This is a genomic window from Ensifer sp. (assembly GCF_031989085.1).
Taxonomy (GTDB): Bacteria; Pseudomonadota; Alphaproteobacteria; order Rhizobiales; family Rhizobiaceae; genus Ensifer.
Map to the genome: position 1 here is coordinate 15,723 of NZ_DALZXU010000004.1, position 14,237 is coordinate 29,959.

Here is a 14,237-nt window from a genome sequence, read left to right on the forward strand (position 1 = left end):
TGTAGCATCATGAAACTAAGTTTTCACGCCAGTTAAGCCATAAAGGGGAACAAACCATGGCAGCGGAAAATATGGTGCCGTCCGGCAAGTCTTCGCCGGTCATCCGACAATTGGAATCAGCCTTCACCAAGATCGGCGTCACCGGCGCCCACAAGCAGATCATCGCCCTCGTCCTGATCGGCTGCCTGTTCGACAGTTTCGAGCAGAACACCATCGGCATCTCCGGCCCTCTCCTGAAGGAACATTGGGGCCTGACCGGCACCGACATCGGCTTCCTCAACACCATCACCTTCGGCAGCGCCGCCATCGGCCGGTTGCTGTCGGGCATCCTCGGCGATCGCTACGGCCGCCGCGTGATGCTGACGATCAACCTTCTTCTCTTCACCATCGGTTCGGCCGCCTGCGCGTTGGCGCCGAATTTCGCAGCCCTCTGCTTTGCCCGCGCCATCGTCGGCTTCGGCGTCGGCGGCGAAATCTCCACTGCCGTCACGATGCTGTCGGAGTTCTGCTCGCCGAAGTTCCGCGGAACGGCGGCCGGCCTCGTCAATGTCGGCGCCGGCGGTTTCGGCAATTTCCTGGCGCCGGCCTTCGGCCTGTTGATCTTCACGCTCTTCCCCGGCGAAAACAGCTGGCGCTGGCTGTTTGCCGCCTTGGCCCTGCCCGCGCTGCTCGTGGTCTTCTATCGCCGCTTCGTGCCGGAGACGCCGCGCTTCCTCGCCTCTCAAGGCAAGATCGACGAGGCCAACAAGGTGCTGTCGATCCTTGCCTCCGGCTCGTTGCGACCACGCAACCTCAAGGTCGAGGAATACCTGACCAAGGAACACCTTAAGGACGAAGCACCGGCCAAGAGCGACTGGAAGGAGCTCTTCCGCGCCCCGTTCATCGGCCGAACCATTCCCGTGGCGATCGCCATCCTGATGAGCTACGGCGCGCAGCTGTCGGTCTTGACCCTGATGCCGATCATCTTCGTGTCGATGGGCTACACCCTCCAGGGCAGCCTGCTCTACAGCATGATCATCCAGAGCGGCAGCGTACTCGGCGCCATCGCCGCCTCGATGTTCGGCTACTACTTCCCTCGCAAGAAGGTGCTGACGCTGGGCGCGGTCTTTGCCTGCCTGGCCGCGGTCTCGATCGCCTATCTCGGCACCAACATCTATCTCGTGCTGATGTTCGGCGCGATCTTCCAGTTCTTCGTGCTGCTGCTCAACACCTCGATCTGGATCTACGCGCCTGAGCTTTTCCCGACCCGCATCCGTGCCTTCGGTGTCGCCCTTATCCTGGCAACGGGATCGGCGGCCGGCTCCTTCGTGCCGACCATCTCCGGCATGCTGTTCGACACCTACGGCATGGTCGGGGTATTCGGGCTCGCCGCCGGCATGTACGCGGTCTTCGCATTCTGCATCCAGCTCGGTCCTGAGACCTATGGCATGTCGATGGAGGACCTGGACCAGCCGGCGGACGCCGACCTTGCCAAGGCTGAGCCGAACAAGATCAATGTCGGCATGGAAGTCAGAACGTGACCGCGCATATCCTCTTGATCAACCCGAACAGCTCGCAGGCGACCAGCAACATGATGGTTGCCATCGCCGAACGGGCTGTCACCGGACGCCTGGCCGTGGCAGTCGCCACGGCCAGGCGCAACCCGCCGATGATCGTCACGCCGCAGCAGCTGACCGCTGCGGCCGACGAGGTCATCGAGATCGGCGCCGCCCACGGCGCCGGTTGCCTGGGGATCATCGTCAGCGCCTTCGGTGACCCGGGGCTTGTCGACCTCAGAGCCCGCGTCGACGTCCCGGTCGTCGGCATCTGTGAGGCCTCGATGATCGAGGCGGCACGCAATGGCCGCTCCTTCGGCGTCGCGACCACGACGCCGGAGCTGATCGAGGCGATCGACGATCGCGCCCGCGATCTCGGCCTTGCCGGTCAATATACCGGCATCCGCTGCACCCCCGGCGATCCTCTCTTGCTTGCCGGCGACGAGCAGCGCCTGCGGGACGCGCTTGCCGAAGCGGTACGCCAATGCATCGAGCTTGACGGCGCCGAGGCCGTCATCATCGGCGGCGGCCCGCTAGGGCAGGCAGCCGAGCAACTGCAGCCGCAATTTGCGACACCGATTATCGCGCCCATCCCCTGTGCCGTAGAGCGCGTGCTTGGTCTGATGCGGGTCAACGCCTGACCCGCAGGCACGGCCCGGATCGGCAAATGGCCTTGTTGACGGCAAGGACTCCGTGCTATTTTCGTATATTCTTATATGCAAAACCGAAGCTGGGGCGGAGGTTGAGCGATGAGGTATGTTTGTGCTGCGGCCGCCGGGCTGGTGTTTTTCGCCTCGGCGGCATGGGCGGGCCCCTTGCATGACGCGGCAAGAGACGGCGACATCAAACGCGTCGCGCAGTTGCTGGATCAGGGAACAGACATCGCCGAGCCGGATGCGGCCGGCGAACCGGCATTGCTGATCGCGTCGCTGGCTGGGCGGCCCGATGTGGTCACGCTTCTGCTTGAGCGCGGCTGCGACATCGAGATCCGCAACAAGGGCGGGCTCACCGCCCTGCATGCGGCCGCCTATGGCGGCAAGGTCGACACCGTCAAGCTGCTCGTCGCCAAGGGCGCCGACGTCAACGACACCAGGAACTTCTACCATATGTCACCTCTGCATGCGGCCGCCGAAGAGGGCCATGCCGACGTCGTGGCTGTGCTGCTTGCGCAGAAGGCCGAGGTGGAGGCGAAGGAACGCAACGGCTACACGCCGCTGACGCAGGCCGGCTGGCGCTCGCACTGGGACGCCGCCGAACTGTTGTTGAAAGCCGGCGCCACCTGCCAGAAGGCCGATCTCGTCGGCGACTGGCTCTATACCGAATGCACCAAGCGGAAGTGACGCCTCGCGCGCCAGCCGCATCCGGAAATCGGAGAAATGGAATGTCTTACCATCGATATGCCTGCGCCGCCGGTCTTACGACCGCAGCGTTTCTCGCATTGTCCGCGCCGGCGCTGACGGACGATCTCGTTAACACCGGCTATTTCGGCGATGTCGCCATCAAGGGCTATGACCCGGTGGCCTATTTCACCGAAAGCAAGGCGCTGCAGGGCTCGCCCCAATATACCTACCATTGGCTCGGGGCGAACTGGCAGTTTGCCAGCGCCGAAAACCGCGAACTGTTCATCCGCGAACCCACCCGCTATGCCCCGCAATATGGCGGTTACTGCGCCGATGGCGTTTCGTTCGGAACGGTCACAACCAACATCGATCCGCAGGCCTGGCGGATCATCGATGGCAAGCTGTTCCTGAGCTATGATCCGGGTGCGGCGGAAGGCTTCGAGAAGAACCCGAACAAGCTGGTCGATTCCAGGAAGCACTGGTCGGAAGTGGAAAACACGCTCGTTTCGGAAAAGCTCGGCACCACCTGGCAGAAGGCGCGCTGACGCGTTTCCATTCCGACTGCCGTCACGCCTTGATCGAGAAGAATTTCAGAGCCTGCGGCGTCACATGGATGAAGTCGGCGCCGCGCTCGCCCTTGGCGGTGTTACGGTAGACATAGCCGCACACCATGCGATCGAGAAAATAACCATCGAACTTCTCGCAAAGCTGGTTGCCCTTCACCTCGATGCGGCCGGTGATGTTGGTGTTGGCGCTGCGATAGGCTGTGTTGCCGGCCTTGTCGAAGAACTGCATGAACGTCGTGCCGTTCTTGTGCTGCCCGCTCCAGGTCTTGTCGCTGGTGAGCGCCCCGAGTTCCGCAGGTCCGAGCCGGTCTGCTGCAGCCCCCACGAAGCCGAAGGGCCACTCCGGGATACCGGCGGTACGCAGGCCGTAGAGGTGGCGGTTCAGGTCCTCCTCGCGCCAGTAGTCGTAGAGATAGCTGTAATAGGTGAGGTTGGTGTCGGGAAAGAGTTTTAGCAGCTTCTCCCCTTCGGCCACCGCGCGGGCCCGGTCGCCGCGCTGGGCATAGGCGGCGGCCAGATATTCCCGTGCCGCCTCGGCATTCGGCAGGGCCTCGCCGGCAACCGCGATCAGCGGGATTGCCCGGTCGTTGTCGCGCGCCGTGTAATAGACAATGCCGGCGAGCAGCCGCAAGCTTGGGGACGGCGACGGGTCGAGCCGGAGCGCCCGCTCCAGATCGGCGATCGCCTGTTCGTGTTCCCCCGTCTGCGCCAGGATCAGCGCCTGGTTGGCATAGGCCTCCGGATCGCTCGGTTGTGCTGCGACCGCCCGCGCTGCCGATTGTCGCGCCTCCGTATCGCGGCCGTCGACGAGTTGCAGCAGTGCCAGAACCGTGTGGGCGCGCGCATTGTTGGCATCGAGCTTCAGCGCCTGGCCGGCAGCATCATAGGCGATCTTGCGCGCGACCGCCGCCGACCAGAGAGAGTTGTAGTCATTGCGCCAGACGTCGACAGCGACGCGCGCGATGCCGGCATGGGCGTCGGCAAAGCGCGGGTCGAGGTCGATCGCCTTCTGATAGAAGGCCAGCGTCTGGCGATAGGTGTCGACATCGCTGTAGATCAACCCCTGCTGCTCGGCCCGCATGTAATAATCGTAGGCCTCGAGATTGTCGGTCGGGATCCGGGCCAGCTGATCGCGCTCGCCTTCGCTGAGTTTGACCTCCAGCGCCGCGATAATCTTGCCGATGACATCGTCCTGCACGGCAAAGAGATCGACATATTGCCGGTCGTAACGCTCGGCCCAGAGCGACAGCCCGCTCATCGCATCGATCAGCTTGACGTTGATGCGTAGCCGCTGGTCGGCCCGCTGCAGGGTGCCTTCCAGAATGTAGTGAACCCCCAGTTCCGCCGCCACGTCCTGGATTTTTGCGGCGTTGTCCTTGATCGCAAATACCGAATGTCGCGCGATCACGAATAGCCCCGACACCTTTGAAAGCTCGGTGATCAGGTCGTCGGTCAGCCCTTCGGCCAGATGATCGTGATCCCTGTCGCCACTGACATTGATGAACGGCAGCACGGCGACGGATGGCTGGTCGGGCAAGGGATAGGCAAAGCGCTCGGTCTGTGCCTCCTTCAGGATGAGCGTCCAGGGCTGCCACCAGGCCACCGCAAGTGCGAGGACGAGCGCGGCGACACCGGCAACGATCGCCCACGTCCGCCTGCCGCGCCGTCTCGGGTCCTTGACGATGGTCTTGCCCGCGTCATCCGGGTCGAGAAGCACGCGGTAGACGCGGATCGGCTCGGTGATGCCCTTGACCAGTTGCTCGCCGAGCGAGGCGAAACCGACGCCGAGCTTCGACCGCACCTGATCATAAGCGGTGCCGGAAATCGCGATGCCCCCCGGCTCGGCCAGCGCCTGCACCCGGTCGGCGGTATTGACGCCGTCGCCGTGAATGTCGTCGCCTTCGACGATGATATCACCGAGATTGATGCCGATGCGGAAGGCGAGGCGGCGGTCATCCGCGACCTCGTCGGCCTGTTCGGCCTTTCGCTGCTGGATCTCGACCGCGCAGCGAAGCGCATCGACGACGCTGCGAAACTCGACCAGCAGCCCGTCACCCATCGTCTTAACGAGGCGGCCGTGGTGTTCGGAAAATTTCGGCGTGAGAATACCCTGCAGGTCGCTCTGGAATCGGTCGCGCGTTCCCTCCTCGTCGAGCCGGCTCAAGCGGCTGTATCCGGCGACGTCGGCGATCAGGATGGCTGCAAGGCGGCGCTCCATCGACGGTCTCTTCACGTGCGATGTATTCCAACGGCAATGTTACCGCAGGTCGCCAGGCACCGCCATCGCATCGAAGCGCCGTAGTAACTGTTACGTACTTGCGATTTCCCGGCCGTCGCCCACCATCGGACCATTGTTGATCGGCACGCTCATGCGCGTGGCCCTGGCCACCTGCGGCGCACGCGTCCACCCGGAGGATTTCGAATGCTCGCACGACGGACCCTTCTGATCTGCGGCGCGTTTGCGGCAACGCTTCCGTCGCTCGCGGCGCTGCGGGCCGTTGCCGCCGATGCGGTGCTCACACCCGACGAGGCGCGGGCGATCGCGAGGGATGCGACGATCTACGGCTTCCCCATGGTCGACAACTACCGCATCCAGCACTCCTACTTCGTCGATGCCGGCGGCCCCGAATTCAAGGCACCCTGGAACACGCTCGTCAACAATGCGCGGGTCTACACACCGGAAGACAAGGCGATCCAAACGCCGAATTCCGATACGCCCTACTCCTATGTCGGCGCTGATCTGCGGGCCGAGCCGCTGGTCTTCACCGTGCCGGCAATCGACAAGGACCGGTACTATTCGCTGCAGTTCATCGATCTCTATACCTTCAACTTCGCCTATGTCGGCAGCCGCGCCACCGGTAACGAAGCCGGCAGCTACCTGCTGGCGGGTCCGAACTGGAAGGGCGAGACGCCTTCAGGCGTGAAAGCGGTCATCCGCTCGGAGACCGAGTTCGCATTCGTGCTTTACCGCACCCAGCTCTTCAATCCCGGCGACATCGAAAACGTGAAGACGATCCAGGCCGGCTACAAGGTCGAGCCTCTGTCGACGTTTCTCGGTCAGCCGGCACCGGCCCCCGCCCCCGCCGTCGATTTCATCGCCCCCTTGAGTGCCCCAGACGAGAAGACCTCACCGGATTTCTTCAAGGTGCTCAACTTCATCCTGCAGTTCTGCCCGACGCACCCGTCCGAGACGGCGCTCATGCAGCGTTTTGCCGATCTGAACGTCGGCGCCGGCAAGACGTTTGACTTCGAGGCTTTCCCACCGGATGTTCAAAAGGCAATCACCGACGGCATGGCGGATGCGTGGGCTGCGTTCAAGCAACACAAGGAGACGATGATCGACACCGGCAAGGCGTCGAGCGCCGACGCATTCGGCACGCGCGAATTCCTGAAGAACGACTACATGCGGCGCATGTCGGGCGCTGCACTCGGTATCTACGGCAACTCGAAGGACGAAGCCCTCTACCCCGCCTATTTCACCGATGACCAGCAAAAGCCGCTGTCCGGCGCAGCCAGGTACGCGCTGCATTTCGAACCCAGGCAACTGCCGCCCGCCAACGCCTTCTGGTCGCTCACCCTCTACGAGCTGCCGTCGAGCCTGCTCCACGCCAATCCGCTCAACCGCTACCTGATCAACTCGCCGATGCTGCCGAGCCTGAAGAAGGACGCCGATGGCGGTCTGACGCTCTACATCCAGAACGAGGACCCCGGCCCCGACAGGCAGGCCAACTGGTTGCCGGCCCCCGCCGGCCCGTTTTTCATGGCGATGCGCCTCTACTGGCCGAAGCCGGAAGCGCTCGACGGCCAATGGAAAGCCCCGCCGCTGCAACAGGTCAATTGAACGCTGAGGACGCCCACATGACCCTACCCCGCATCATTTTCGCTTTGACCGCCGCGCTCGCCGCGATCCCCCCTCTGCAGGCTTCAGCCGCCGATACCGTCACAGTCGACGTCGACAATTTCGTCCGCGCCGAGAGCGACATGTATATGGCGTCGATGGTCAAGGATGGCGCGCTGGGCAAGTTCGTGCATCGCCGCGAACCCGCGTCGATCGACAACCAGACGGTCATCCGCCTCAACCGCGACACGCTTTATTCGTCCGCGATCTTCGACCTCGACGCAGGGCCGGTCACGGTGACGATGCCGGACGCCGGCAAGCGGTTCATGTCGATGCAGGTGGTCAATGAGGACCACTATGTGCCTCAGGTCACCTACGATGCCGGTGAGCATACGCTGACCCGAGAGAGTGTCGGCACCCGCTACGCCGTGGTTGGGGTCCGGACGCTGGTGGACCCAGCCGATCCCAAGGACGTCGACGCAGTCCATGCCCTTCAGGACGCGATCAAGGTCAGCCAGAAGAGCGTGGGAGCATTCGAGGTACCCGCCTGGGACCCGGCGAGCCAGAAGAAGGTTCGCGAAGCCCTGCTGGCGCTCGGCGCCACCACACCCGACTTCAAGAGAGCCTTCGGGACGAAGGCTGATGTCGATCCCGTGCGCCACCTGATCGGCACCGCGACCGGTTGGGGTGGGAATCCGGACAAGGATGCGACCTATCTCAACGTCACTCCCGCCAAGAATGACGGCACGACGGTTTACAAGCTCGAAGTCAAGGATGTGCCGGTCGATGCCTTCTGGTCGGTCAGCGTCTACAACGCCTCGGGCTACTACGAGAAGAACCAGTTCGGTGCTTACGCACTCAACGACATCACCGCGAAAAAGGGCCCGGATGGCGCGATCACCATCCAGTTCGGTGGCTGCGACGGCAAGATCGAAAATTGCCTTCCGGTCACGAAAGGCTGGAACTACACGGTGCGGCTCTATCGTCCGCGCCAGGAAATACTCGATGGGAAGTGGCACTTTCCCGAGCCGAGCCCGGTCAACTAGCCGGCTTTGCCATCCAGGAGCGGTTTGCGGACGATCGAACGGGATAGGCGGCGGGCGATGGAACGGGCGCCGAGGGCGAACCACGGCCAAACGCACGACCGTCTTCTTTGTCGCAGGTGCCGTGCACGTCCGGTGAATGCCGCAATCGGCTTTCCATCGAAATGTGTGATAGCAGGAGAGAGAGAGCGGTCCCGCCCATCGGCGGACCGGGAGCGCTGAAGGTCAGGCGGTCTTGCCTTTGCGCGCCACCTGGCGCTTGGGCGCCGGAGCCACCGGCTCGGCGTCGGCCTCCTGCAGCAGTCTTTGGGCTTTGAGTTTTTCGGTCTTTTTCTCACGCGCCAATTTTTCCGCCGCGACGATGCCGCGGGCGGTCTGGTCGGTGGCTGCAGCCTTGTCGGCCGCCGAAACGCGTTCCGGCTTGAAAAGATCTTTCTTCGTCGACGTCATGCGCGCCTCCTCGCTGGGGCGTGGACCGATGCCGCAATCGGCATCGGTACCTCGGATTTAGCGGGTGCGGACAGCCTTCTTCGGTGCCGGCAGCAGGCCTTCGCGCTGCAGCTTCTTGCGCGTCAGCTTACGCTGGCGGCGAACGGCTTCAGCCTTTTCGCGAACGCGCTTTTCCGACGGCTTTTCATAGGCGCTGCGCGCCTTGAATTCGCGAAACAGCCCTTCGCGCTGCATCTTCTTCTTGAGGATGCGGAGTGCCTGGTCGACGTTGTTGTCTCTGACGAGTACCTGCAAGATGTATCCTTCCCTTTGGTTGGAGGTCGCATATCGATGGACCGGAGGTAGCAGCAGCTATCTTCCGATCCGGATGCGCGACGGTTTCAGCCAGGGCTCACCCGTGGCAATTCTACGCGACGGTCCCTCTTCGATCGGAGAGGCCGCCTCAGTGGTCTCGACGTCGCTTGCAACGATGCGACGTTCGAAGTTCTCGCCGTCGAAACGGACGCGATATTGTGTTTCGCCGTGGTCGGCAGGCAGAACACCGATAATCCGGCATGTCCTGACGGCCGGTGCCAGCTTGGTGAAATCGGCCCTTACGGTCACCGTGTCGCCAACGGCACAAATTCTGCGGGTCATGATGGTTTCCTTCCCCGGCGGTGCAGGGTCCGGACGCAAAAAGGCCGGGCTTCACCCGACCTCTTCCCGTCGATCAAACGTCCCCAGCCAGTACATCCGTGGTCGGGGGAGGCAGACGACGAATTAAGCAGCCCGCAGGTTGTCGGCAGAGTTCTTGCCGGTCTTGCGGTCGCGGACGATTTCGTAGGTAACCTTCTGGCCTTCGGCCAGCGAGCCCATGCCTGCACGCTCTACAGCGGAAACATGAACGAAAACATCCGTCGTGCCATCATCGGGCTCGATGAAACCAAAACCCTTGGTGCCATTGAACCACTTGACTGTGCCTGAATTCATAACGATCTCCTTTCAATCGTTGATTTCGCCCGCCGGGTATTCGCCGGGCCGTGTCGATGTTGAGAGGAAATCTGACTACGCTTTTCAGCGCTTTGACAAAGGTCGCAAGCAATATTCGATTGCACCCATATAATTCTTTTTTTGGGATTTTCAATGTTTCATTTGTGAAACCGCCACAAATGCGACAGCGCATCGCGAAAACAACGTTCAATGATCGTCGTTTCAGTTGAATTCCGCCGGGATTTTCCATCCTGTTATTTCTGAATGACTCAAGAAGTATAGTGGCTCATTCGACTATAAAACGCGACTGTGGAGAAGTAGCTCTGCTCGGCGAAGCATAATGTCGCCTGGAATGGCCAATAGCGGCGTCCGCGGTCGCCAGGCGCAGCTTCATCCTGGCTTTGCTTAAAATGTCATCGGGGGCGATCAGCCTTTCGGGCCGGATCGTTTCACGGCAAGACTGGCGGGCTTGATGACCCGCCAGCTCTGTTGCTGGATTCGCGAAAACTACTCGGCAGCCTCTGCTTCGGGCATCGGCACATAGTTGAGGATCGGCGACAGCCAGCGCTCGACCTCGCGCACCGGCATGCGCTTTCGCGCCGCATAATCCTCGACCTGGTCGCGCTCGACCTTGGCGACACCGAAGTAATAGGCCTCGGGATGGCCGATATAGAGGCCGGAAACCGAAGAGCCCGGCCACATGGCATAGCTCTCGGTCAAGGTCACCCCGATCGTCTTTTCCGCGTCGAGCAACCGGAACAGGGTGGCCTTTTCGGTATGGTCGGGCTGTGCCGGATAGCCCGGCGCCGGGCGAATGCCGGCATAGGGTTCGCCGACCAGATCCTGCGGCGAAAACGCCTCATCGGCGGCATAGCCCCAGAGTTCCTTGCGCACATATTCATGCATGCGTTCTGCAAAGGCCTCGGCAAAGCGGTCTGCGAGCGCCTTGACCATGATCGACGAATAGTCGTCGTTGGCGCGCTCGAAACGCTCCGCGATCGCCACTTCTTCGATGCCGGCCGTGACGACGAAGCCGCCGAGATAGTCTCGGCTTCCGCTGTCGGCGGGTGCGACGAAATCCGACAGCGCCACGTTCGGCCGGCCGTCACGTTTGCTCAGTTGCTGGCGCAGCGTGAAGAAGGTGGCGAGTTCGGCGTCGCGTGTCTCGTCGGCAAACAGGCGGATGTCGTCACCGACCGTTCCGGCCGGCCAGAAGCCGACGACCGCCTTCGGCGCGAACCATTTTTCCTCGATGATCTTGGCAAGCATCGCCTGGGCATCGTCGAACAACTGGCGGGCGGCCTCGCCCTGCTTCTCGTCGTCGAGGATCTTCGGATAGACGCCCTTCAGCTCCCAGGTCTGGAAGAACGGCGTCCAGTCGATGTAGCGCGCCAGCTCGTCCAGCGCCCACCCCTCGAAAACCCGGGTCCCGAGGAAGGACGGCGCCTTCGCCTGATAACCGCTCCAATCGACCTTGTGCGCATTGGCGCGCGCCTGCGATAGCGGCAGGCGACGCTTCTCCGCCTCGTTTCGCGCATGGGCGTCGGCAACCTTTCGGTACTCCGCCTGGATCGTCTCGACGTAGGACCCCTTCGCCTCCGGCGACAACAGGCTGGAGACGACGCCGACCGCGCGGCTCGCATCGGTAACATAGACCGTCTGGCCGCGGTCGTAGCGCGGATTGATCTTGACCGCCGTATGCACCCGGCTGGTCGTCGCACCACCGATCAGGAGAGGAATGTCGAACCCTTCGCGCTCGAGTTCGGAGGCGACATGCACCATCTCGTCGAGCGACGGCGTGATCAGGCCAGACAGGCCGATGATATCGACATTCTGCTCCTTGGCCACCTGGAGGATCTTGGCCGACGGCACCATGACGCCAAGGTCGATGATCTCGTAATTGTTGCAGGCCAGCACGACGCCGACGATGTTCTTGCCGATGTCGTGCACATCGCCCTTGACCGTCGCCATCAGGATCTTGCCGGCGCTCTGGCGTTCGCCTTCGCCGCCGGCGGCCAGCCGTTCAGCCTCCATATGCGGCAGCAGCACGGCAACCGCCTGCTTCATCACGCGCGCGGACTTCACCACCTGCGGCAGGAACATCTTGCCGGAGCCGAAGAGGTCGCCGACGACATTCATGCCGGCCATCAGCGGGCCTTCGATCACATGCAGCGGCCGCGCGCTCACAAGCCTGGCTTCTTCGGTGTCGGCCTCGATATATTCGGTGATGCCGTTGACCAGCGCGTGTTCCAACCGCTTTTCCACCGACCACTCGCGCCAGGAGAGATCCTTCTCCTTGGCCTGGGCACCGCCCTGGCCGCGATAGCGCTCGGCGATCTCAAGCATGCGCTCGGTCGAATCGGTGCGGCGGTTCAACACCACGTCCTCGCAGGCCTCGCGCAGCTCCGCATCGATAGCATCGTAGACGGCGAGCTGGCCGGCATTGACGATGCCCATGTCCATGCCCGCCTGGATGGCGTGGTAGAGGAACACCGCGTGCATCGCCTCGCGCACCGGCTCGTTGCCGCGGAAGGAGAACGACAGGTTGGAGACGCCGCCGGAAATATGCACGTGCGGCAGGGTCGCGATGATCTCGCGCGTCGCCTCGATGAAGTCGACGCCGTAGTTGTTGTGCTCCTCGATCCCGGTCGCGACCGCAAAGATGTTCGGATCGAAGATGATGTCTTCCGGCGGGAAGCCCGCTTCTTCAGTCAGGAGCTTGTAGGCGCGGGTGCAGATCTCGACCTTGCGCGCCTTGGTATCGGCCTGGCCGACTTCGTCGAAGGCCATGATGACGACGGCAGCACCATAGGCGCGGCAAAGCCGGGCGTGATGCAGGAACGCCGCCTCGCCTTCCTTCATCGAGATCGAATTGACCAGCGGCTTGCCCTGCACGCATTTCAGGCCGGCCTCGATGACCTCCCATTTCGAGGAGTCGATCATCACAGGCACGCGGGCGATATCCGGCTCGGAGGCGATGAGGTTGAGGAACTCGATCATCGCCTGCTTCGAATCGATCAGGCCCTCGTCCATGTTGATGTCGATGATCTGGGCGCCATTGGCGACCTGGTCGCGCGCGACATCGAGCGCTGCCGAATAGTCGCCGGCGGTGATCAGCTTGCGGAACTTGGCCGAGCCGGTGACGTTGGTGCGCTCGCCGACATTGACGAAAGGAATGTCGGCAGTGAGCGTGAAGGGCTCGAGGCCCGAAAGCCGCATCAGCGGCGCGACATGGGGAGCGCGGCGCGGCGGATGCTTGGCAACCGCCTTGGCGATCGCGCTGATATGGGCGGGCGTCGAGCCGCAGCAGCCGCCGACAATGTTCAAGAGACCGTCGCGGGCAAAGGCTTCGACCTGGGCCGCCATCTGCTCCGGCGTCTCGTCATACTGCCCGAACTCGTTCGGCAGGCCGGCGTTCGGATAGGCGCAGATCAGGGTGTCGGCGACACCGGCAAGCTCGTCGATATGCGCGCGCATGGCGTTGGCGCCGAGCGCGCAGTTGAGACCGATGGTAAAGGGCTCGGCGTGACGCACCGAATACCAGAACGCCGTCGGCGTCTGGCCGGAGAGCGTGCGACCGGAAAGATCGGTGATCGTGCCGGAGATCATCACCGGCAGTTCGATGCCCTTCTCGGCAAACACTTCCTTGGTGGCGAAGATAGCAGCCTTGGCATTCAGCGTGTCGAAAATGGTCTCGATGAGAATGATGTCGGCGCCGCCATCGATCAGGCCGCGGATCTGTTCGGCGTAGGCGATACGCAGATCGTCGAAGCTGACCGCGCGGTAGCCCGGGTTGTTGACGTCGGGCGAAATCGACGCGGTCCGGTTTGTCGGGCCGAGAGCGCCTGCGACGAAACGGCGACGGCCATCATGGGCTTCGGCGCGCTTGGCGGCACGCCGCGCGACCCGTGCGCCGTCGCGGTTAAGGTCGTAGACCATGTCTTCCATGCCGTAATCGGCCTGGGCTATGCTGGTCGAGGAGAACGTGTTCGTTTCCAGGATATCGGCGCCGGCGATGGCGTAGGCATAGTGGATGTCCTCGATCGCCTTCGGCTGCGTCAGCGTCAGGAGGTCGTTGTTACCCTGCTGGTGACAGGCGCATCCGCCAAAGCGATCGCCGCGGAAATGATCCTCGACGAAACCCAGCTGCTGGATTTCGGTGCCCATGGCGCCGTCCATGATCAGGATGCGCTCGCTGGCCGCCTGCTTCAGCGCCCGCATGACTTCGGAGCCATCCGGCTTGGAGGAAAGGTCGCCGAAAAGGGCGTCGATGGCGGACATGGGAAATCTCCCGTTCTGAAAACGACAAACAATAGTCAAGTCAATCACATAAAGATATCTTTATGTCAACATATGAATGGACTTAATTTGCCTCGATGGAGCCGCCACCGGCTCCTCCTGCACACCGATTCAGTGTGCACAGGAAAGCGACCGAAAGGCGATTCCGTCTTTCGACTGAACGAGGGGCACAACGAAAATGGCCCGCCGCAGGTGCG

Annotated in this window: 12 protein-coding genes; 6 read left to right on the forward strand and 6 right to left on the reverse strand. The window is 62.6% G+C overall.

Annotation, left to right across the window (positions count from 1 at the left end; translation table 11 throughout):
• Positions 1-56: 56 nt before the first annotated feature.
• The 4 genes from RTP54_RS18990 to RTP54_RS19005 all read left to right on the forward strand — a co-directional run bounded on the left by RTP54_RS18990 (position 57) and on the right by RTP54_RS19005 (position 3,420).
• Positions 57-1,520 carry an MFS transporter gene (locus RTP54_RS18990; protein ID WP_162703749.1) on the forward strand — a complete coding sequence of 488 codons (1,464 nt, stop codon included), beginning with the start codon at positions 57-59 and terminating at the stop codon, positions 1,518-1,520.
• Positions 1,517-2,176: an aspartate/glutamate racemase family protein gene (locus RTP54_RS18995; RefSeq protein WP_112812038.1), complete on the forward strand. Its 660-nt coding sequence runs from the start codon at positions 1,517-1,519 to the stop codon at positions 2,174-2,176. The genes RTP54_RS18990 and RTP54_RS18995 overlap by 4 nt, the downstream gene beginning before the upstream one ends.
• Positions 2,177-2,284: 108 nt before the next feature.
• The gene (locus RTP54_RS19000; RefSeq protein WP_112817790.1) at positions 2,285-2,875 is read left to right on the forward strand and encodes an ankyrin repeat domain-containing protein; all 591 of its coding nucleotides are present in this window, start codon (positions 2,285-2,287) and stop codon (positions 2,873-2,875) included.
• A gap of 41 nt (positions 2,876-2,916) precedes the next feature.
• Positions 2,917-3,420, forward strand: a complete 504-nt coding sequence (locus RTP54_RS19005; RefSeq protein ID WP_312365069.1) for a YHS domain-containing (seleno)protein — start codon at positions 2,917-2,919, stop codon at positions 3,418-3,420.
• A gap of 22 nt (positions 3,421-3,442) precedes the next feature.
• Here the strand turns inward: RTP54_RS19005 and RTP54_RS19010 are convergent, their stop codons facing one another.
• Positions 3,443-5,659 (reverse strand): tetratricopeptide repeat protein, encoded by a 2,217-nt coding sequence (locus RTP54_RS19010; RefSeq protein ID WP_312365071.1) that lies wholly within the window; start codon positions 5,657-5,659, stop codon positions 3,443-3,445.
• 204 nt (positions 5,660-5,863) lie between these two features.
• Here RTP54_RS19010 and RTP54_RS19015 point away from each other — a divergent pair, with 204 nt between their 5' ends.
• Entirely contained in the window at positions 5,864-7,282 is a 1,419-nt protein-coding gene (locus RTP54_RS19015) for a DUF1254 domain-containing protein (protein ID WP_312365073.1), read from the forward strand.
• Positions 7,283-7,299: 17 nt separating this feature from the next.
• Positions 7,300-8,325 carry a DUF1254 domain-containing protein gene (locus RTP54_RS19020; protein ID WP_312365075.1) on the forward strand — a complete coding sequence of 342 codons (1,026 nt, stop codon included), beginning with the start codon at positions 7,300-7,302 and terminating at the stop codon, positions 8,323-8,325.
• Positions 8,326-8,547: 222 nt separating this feature from the next.
• On the opposite strand, the gene RTP54_RS19025 is transcribed toward RTP54_RS19020, so the two are convergent.
• From RTP54_RS19025 to metH, 5 genes are all read right to left on the reverse strand, one after another.
• The gene (locus RTP54_RS19025) at positions 8,548-8,772 is read right to left on the reverse strand and encodes a hypothetical protein (RefSeq protein ID WP_112805323.1); all 225 of its coding nucleotides are present in this window, start codon (positions 8,770-8,772) and stop codon (positions 8,548-8,550) included.
• Between the two features lie 57 nt (positions 8,773-8,829).
• The gene (gene rpsU, locus RTP54_RS19030) at positions 8,830-9,066 is read right to left on the reverse strand and encodes a 30S ribosomal protein S21 (protein ID WP_112805325.1); all 237 of its coding nucleotides are present in this window, start codon (positions 9,064-9,066) and stop codon (positions 8,830-8,832) included.
• Positions 9,067-9,123: 57 nt separating this feature from the next.
• Positions 9,124-9,408, reverse strand: a complete 285-nt coding sequence (locus tag RTP54_RS19035) for a cold-shock protein (protein WP_112805326.1) — start codon at positions 9,406-9,408, stop codon at positions 9,124-9,126.
• Positions 9,409-9,531: 123 nt separating this feature from the next.
• Entirely contained in the window at positions 9,532-9,741 is a 210-nt protein-coding gene (locus RTP54_RS19040) for a cold-shock protein (RefSeq protein WP_112805328.1), read from the reverse strand.
• Positions 9,742-10,248: 507 nt separating this feature from the next.
• On the reverse strand, positions 10,249-14,022 hold the full coding sequence (gene metH, locus RTP54_RS19045; protein ID WP_312365079.1) for a methionine synthase: 3,774 nt from the start codon (positions 14,020-14,022) through the stop codon (positions 10,249-10,251).
• Between the last annotated feature and the right edge of the window lie 215 nt (positions 14,023-14,237).

What these genes read in the sequence shown, in the direction of transcription:
- RTP54_RS19025 (WP_112805323.1), bottom strand. Translation starts at nt 8,772, where the DNA reads ATGACGTCGACGAAGAAAGATCTTTTCAAGCCGGAACGCGTTTCGGCG.
- RTP54_RS19035 (WP_112805326.1), bottom strand. Translation starts at nt 9,408, where the DNA reads ATGACCCGCAGAATTTGTGCCGTTGGCGACACGGTGACCGTAAGGGCC.
- RTP54_RS19040 (WP_112805328.1), bottom strand. Translation starts at nt 9,741, where the DNA reads ATGAATTCAGGCACAGTCAAGTGGTTCAATGGCACCAAGGGTTTTGGT.
- RTP54_RS18990 (WP_162703749.1), top strand. Translation starts at nt 57, where the DNA reads ATGGCAGCGGAAAATATGGTGCCGTCCGGCAAGTCTTCGCCGGTCATC.
- RTP54_RS19015 (WP_312365073.1), top strand. Translation starts at nt 5,864, where the DNA reads ATGCTCGCACGACGGACCCTTCTGATCTGCGGCGCGTTTGCGGCAACG.
- metH (WP_312365079.1), bottom strand. Translation starts at nt 14,022, where the DNA reads ATGTCCGCCATCGACGCCCTTTTCGGCGACCTTTCCTCCAAGCCGGAT.
- RTP54_RS19000 (WP_112817790.1), top strand. Translation starts at nt 2,285, where the DNA reads ATGAGGTATGTTTGTGCTGCGGCCGCCGGGCTGGTGTTTTTCGCCTCG.
- RTP54_RS19005 (WP_312365069.1), top strand. Translation starts at nt 2,917, where the DNA reads ATGTCTTACCATCGATATGCCTGCGCCGCCGGTCTTACGACCGCAGCG.
- RTP54_RS19010 (WP_312365071.1), bottom strand. Translation starts at nt 5,659, where the DNA reads ATGGAGCGCCGCCTTGCAGCCATCCTGATCGCCGACGTCGCCGGATAC.
- RTP54_RS19020 (WP_312365075.1), top strand. Translation starts at nt 7,300, where the DNA reads ATGACCCTACCCCGCATCATTTTCGCTTTGACCGCCGCGCTCGCCGCG.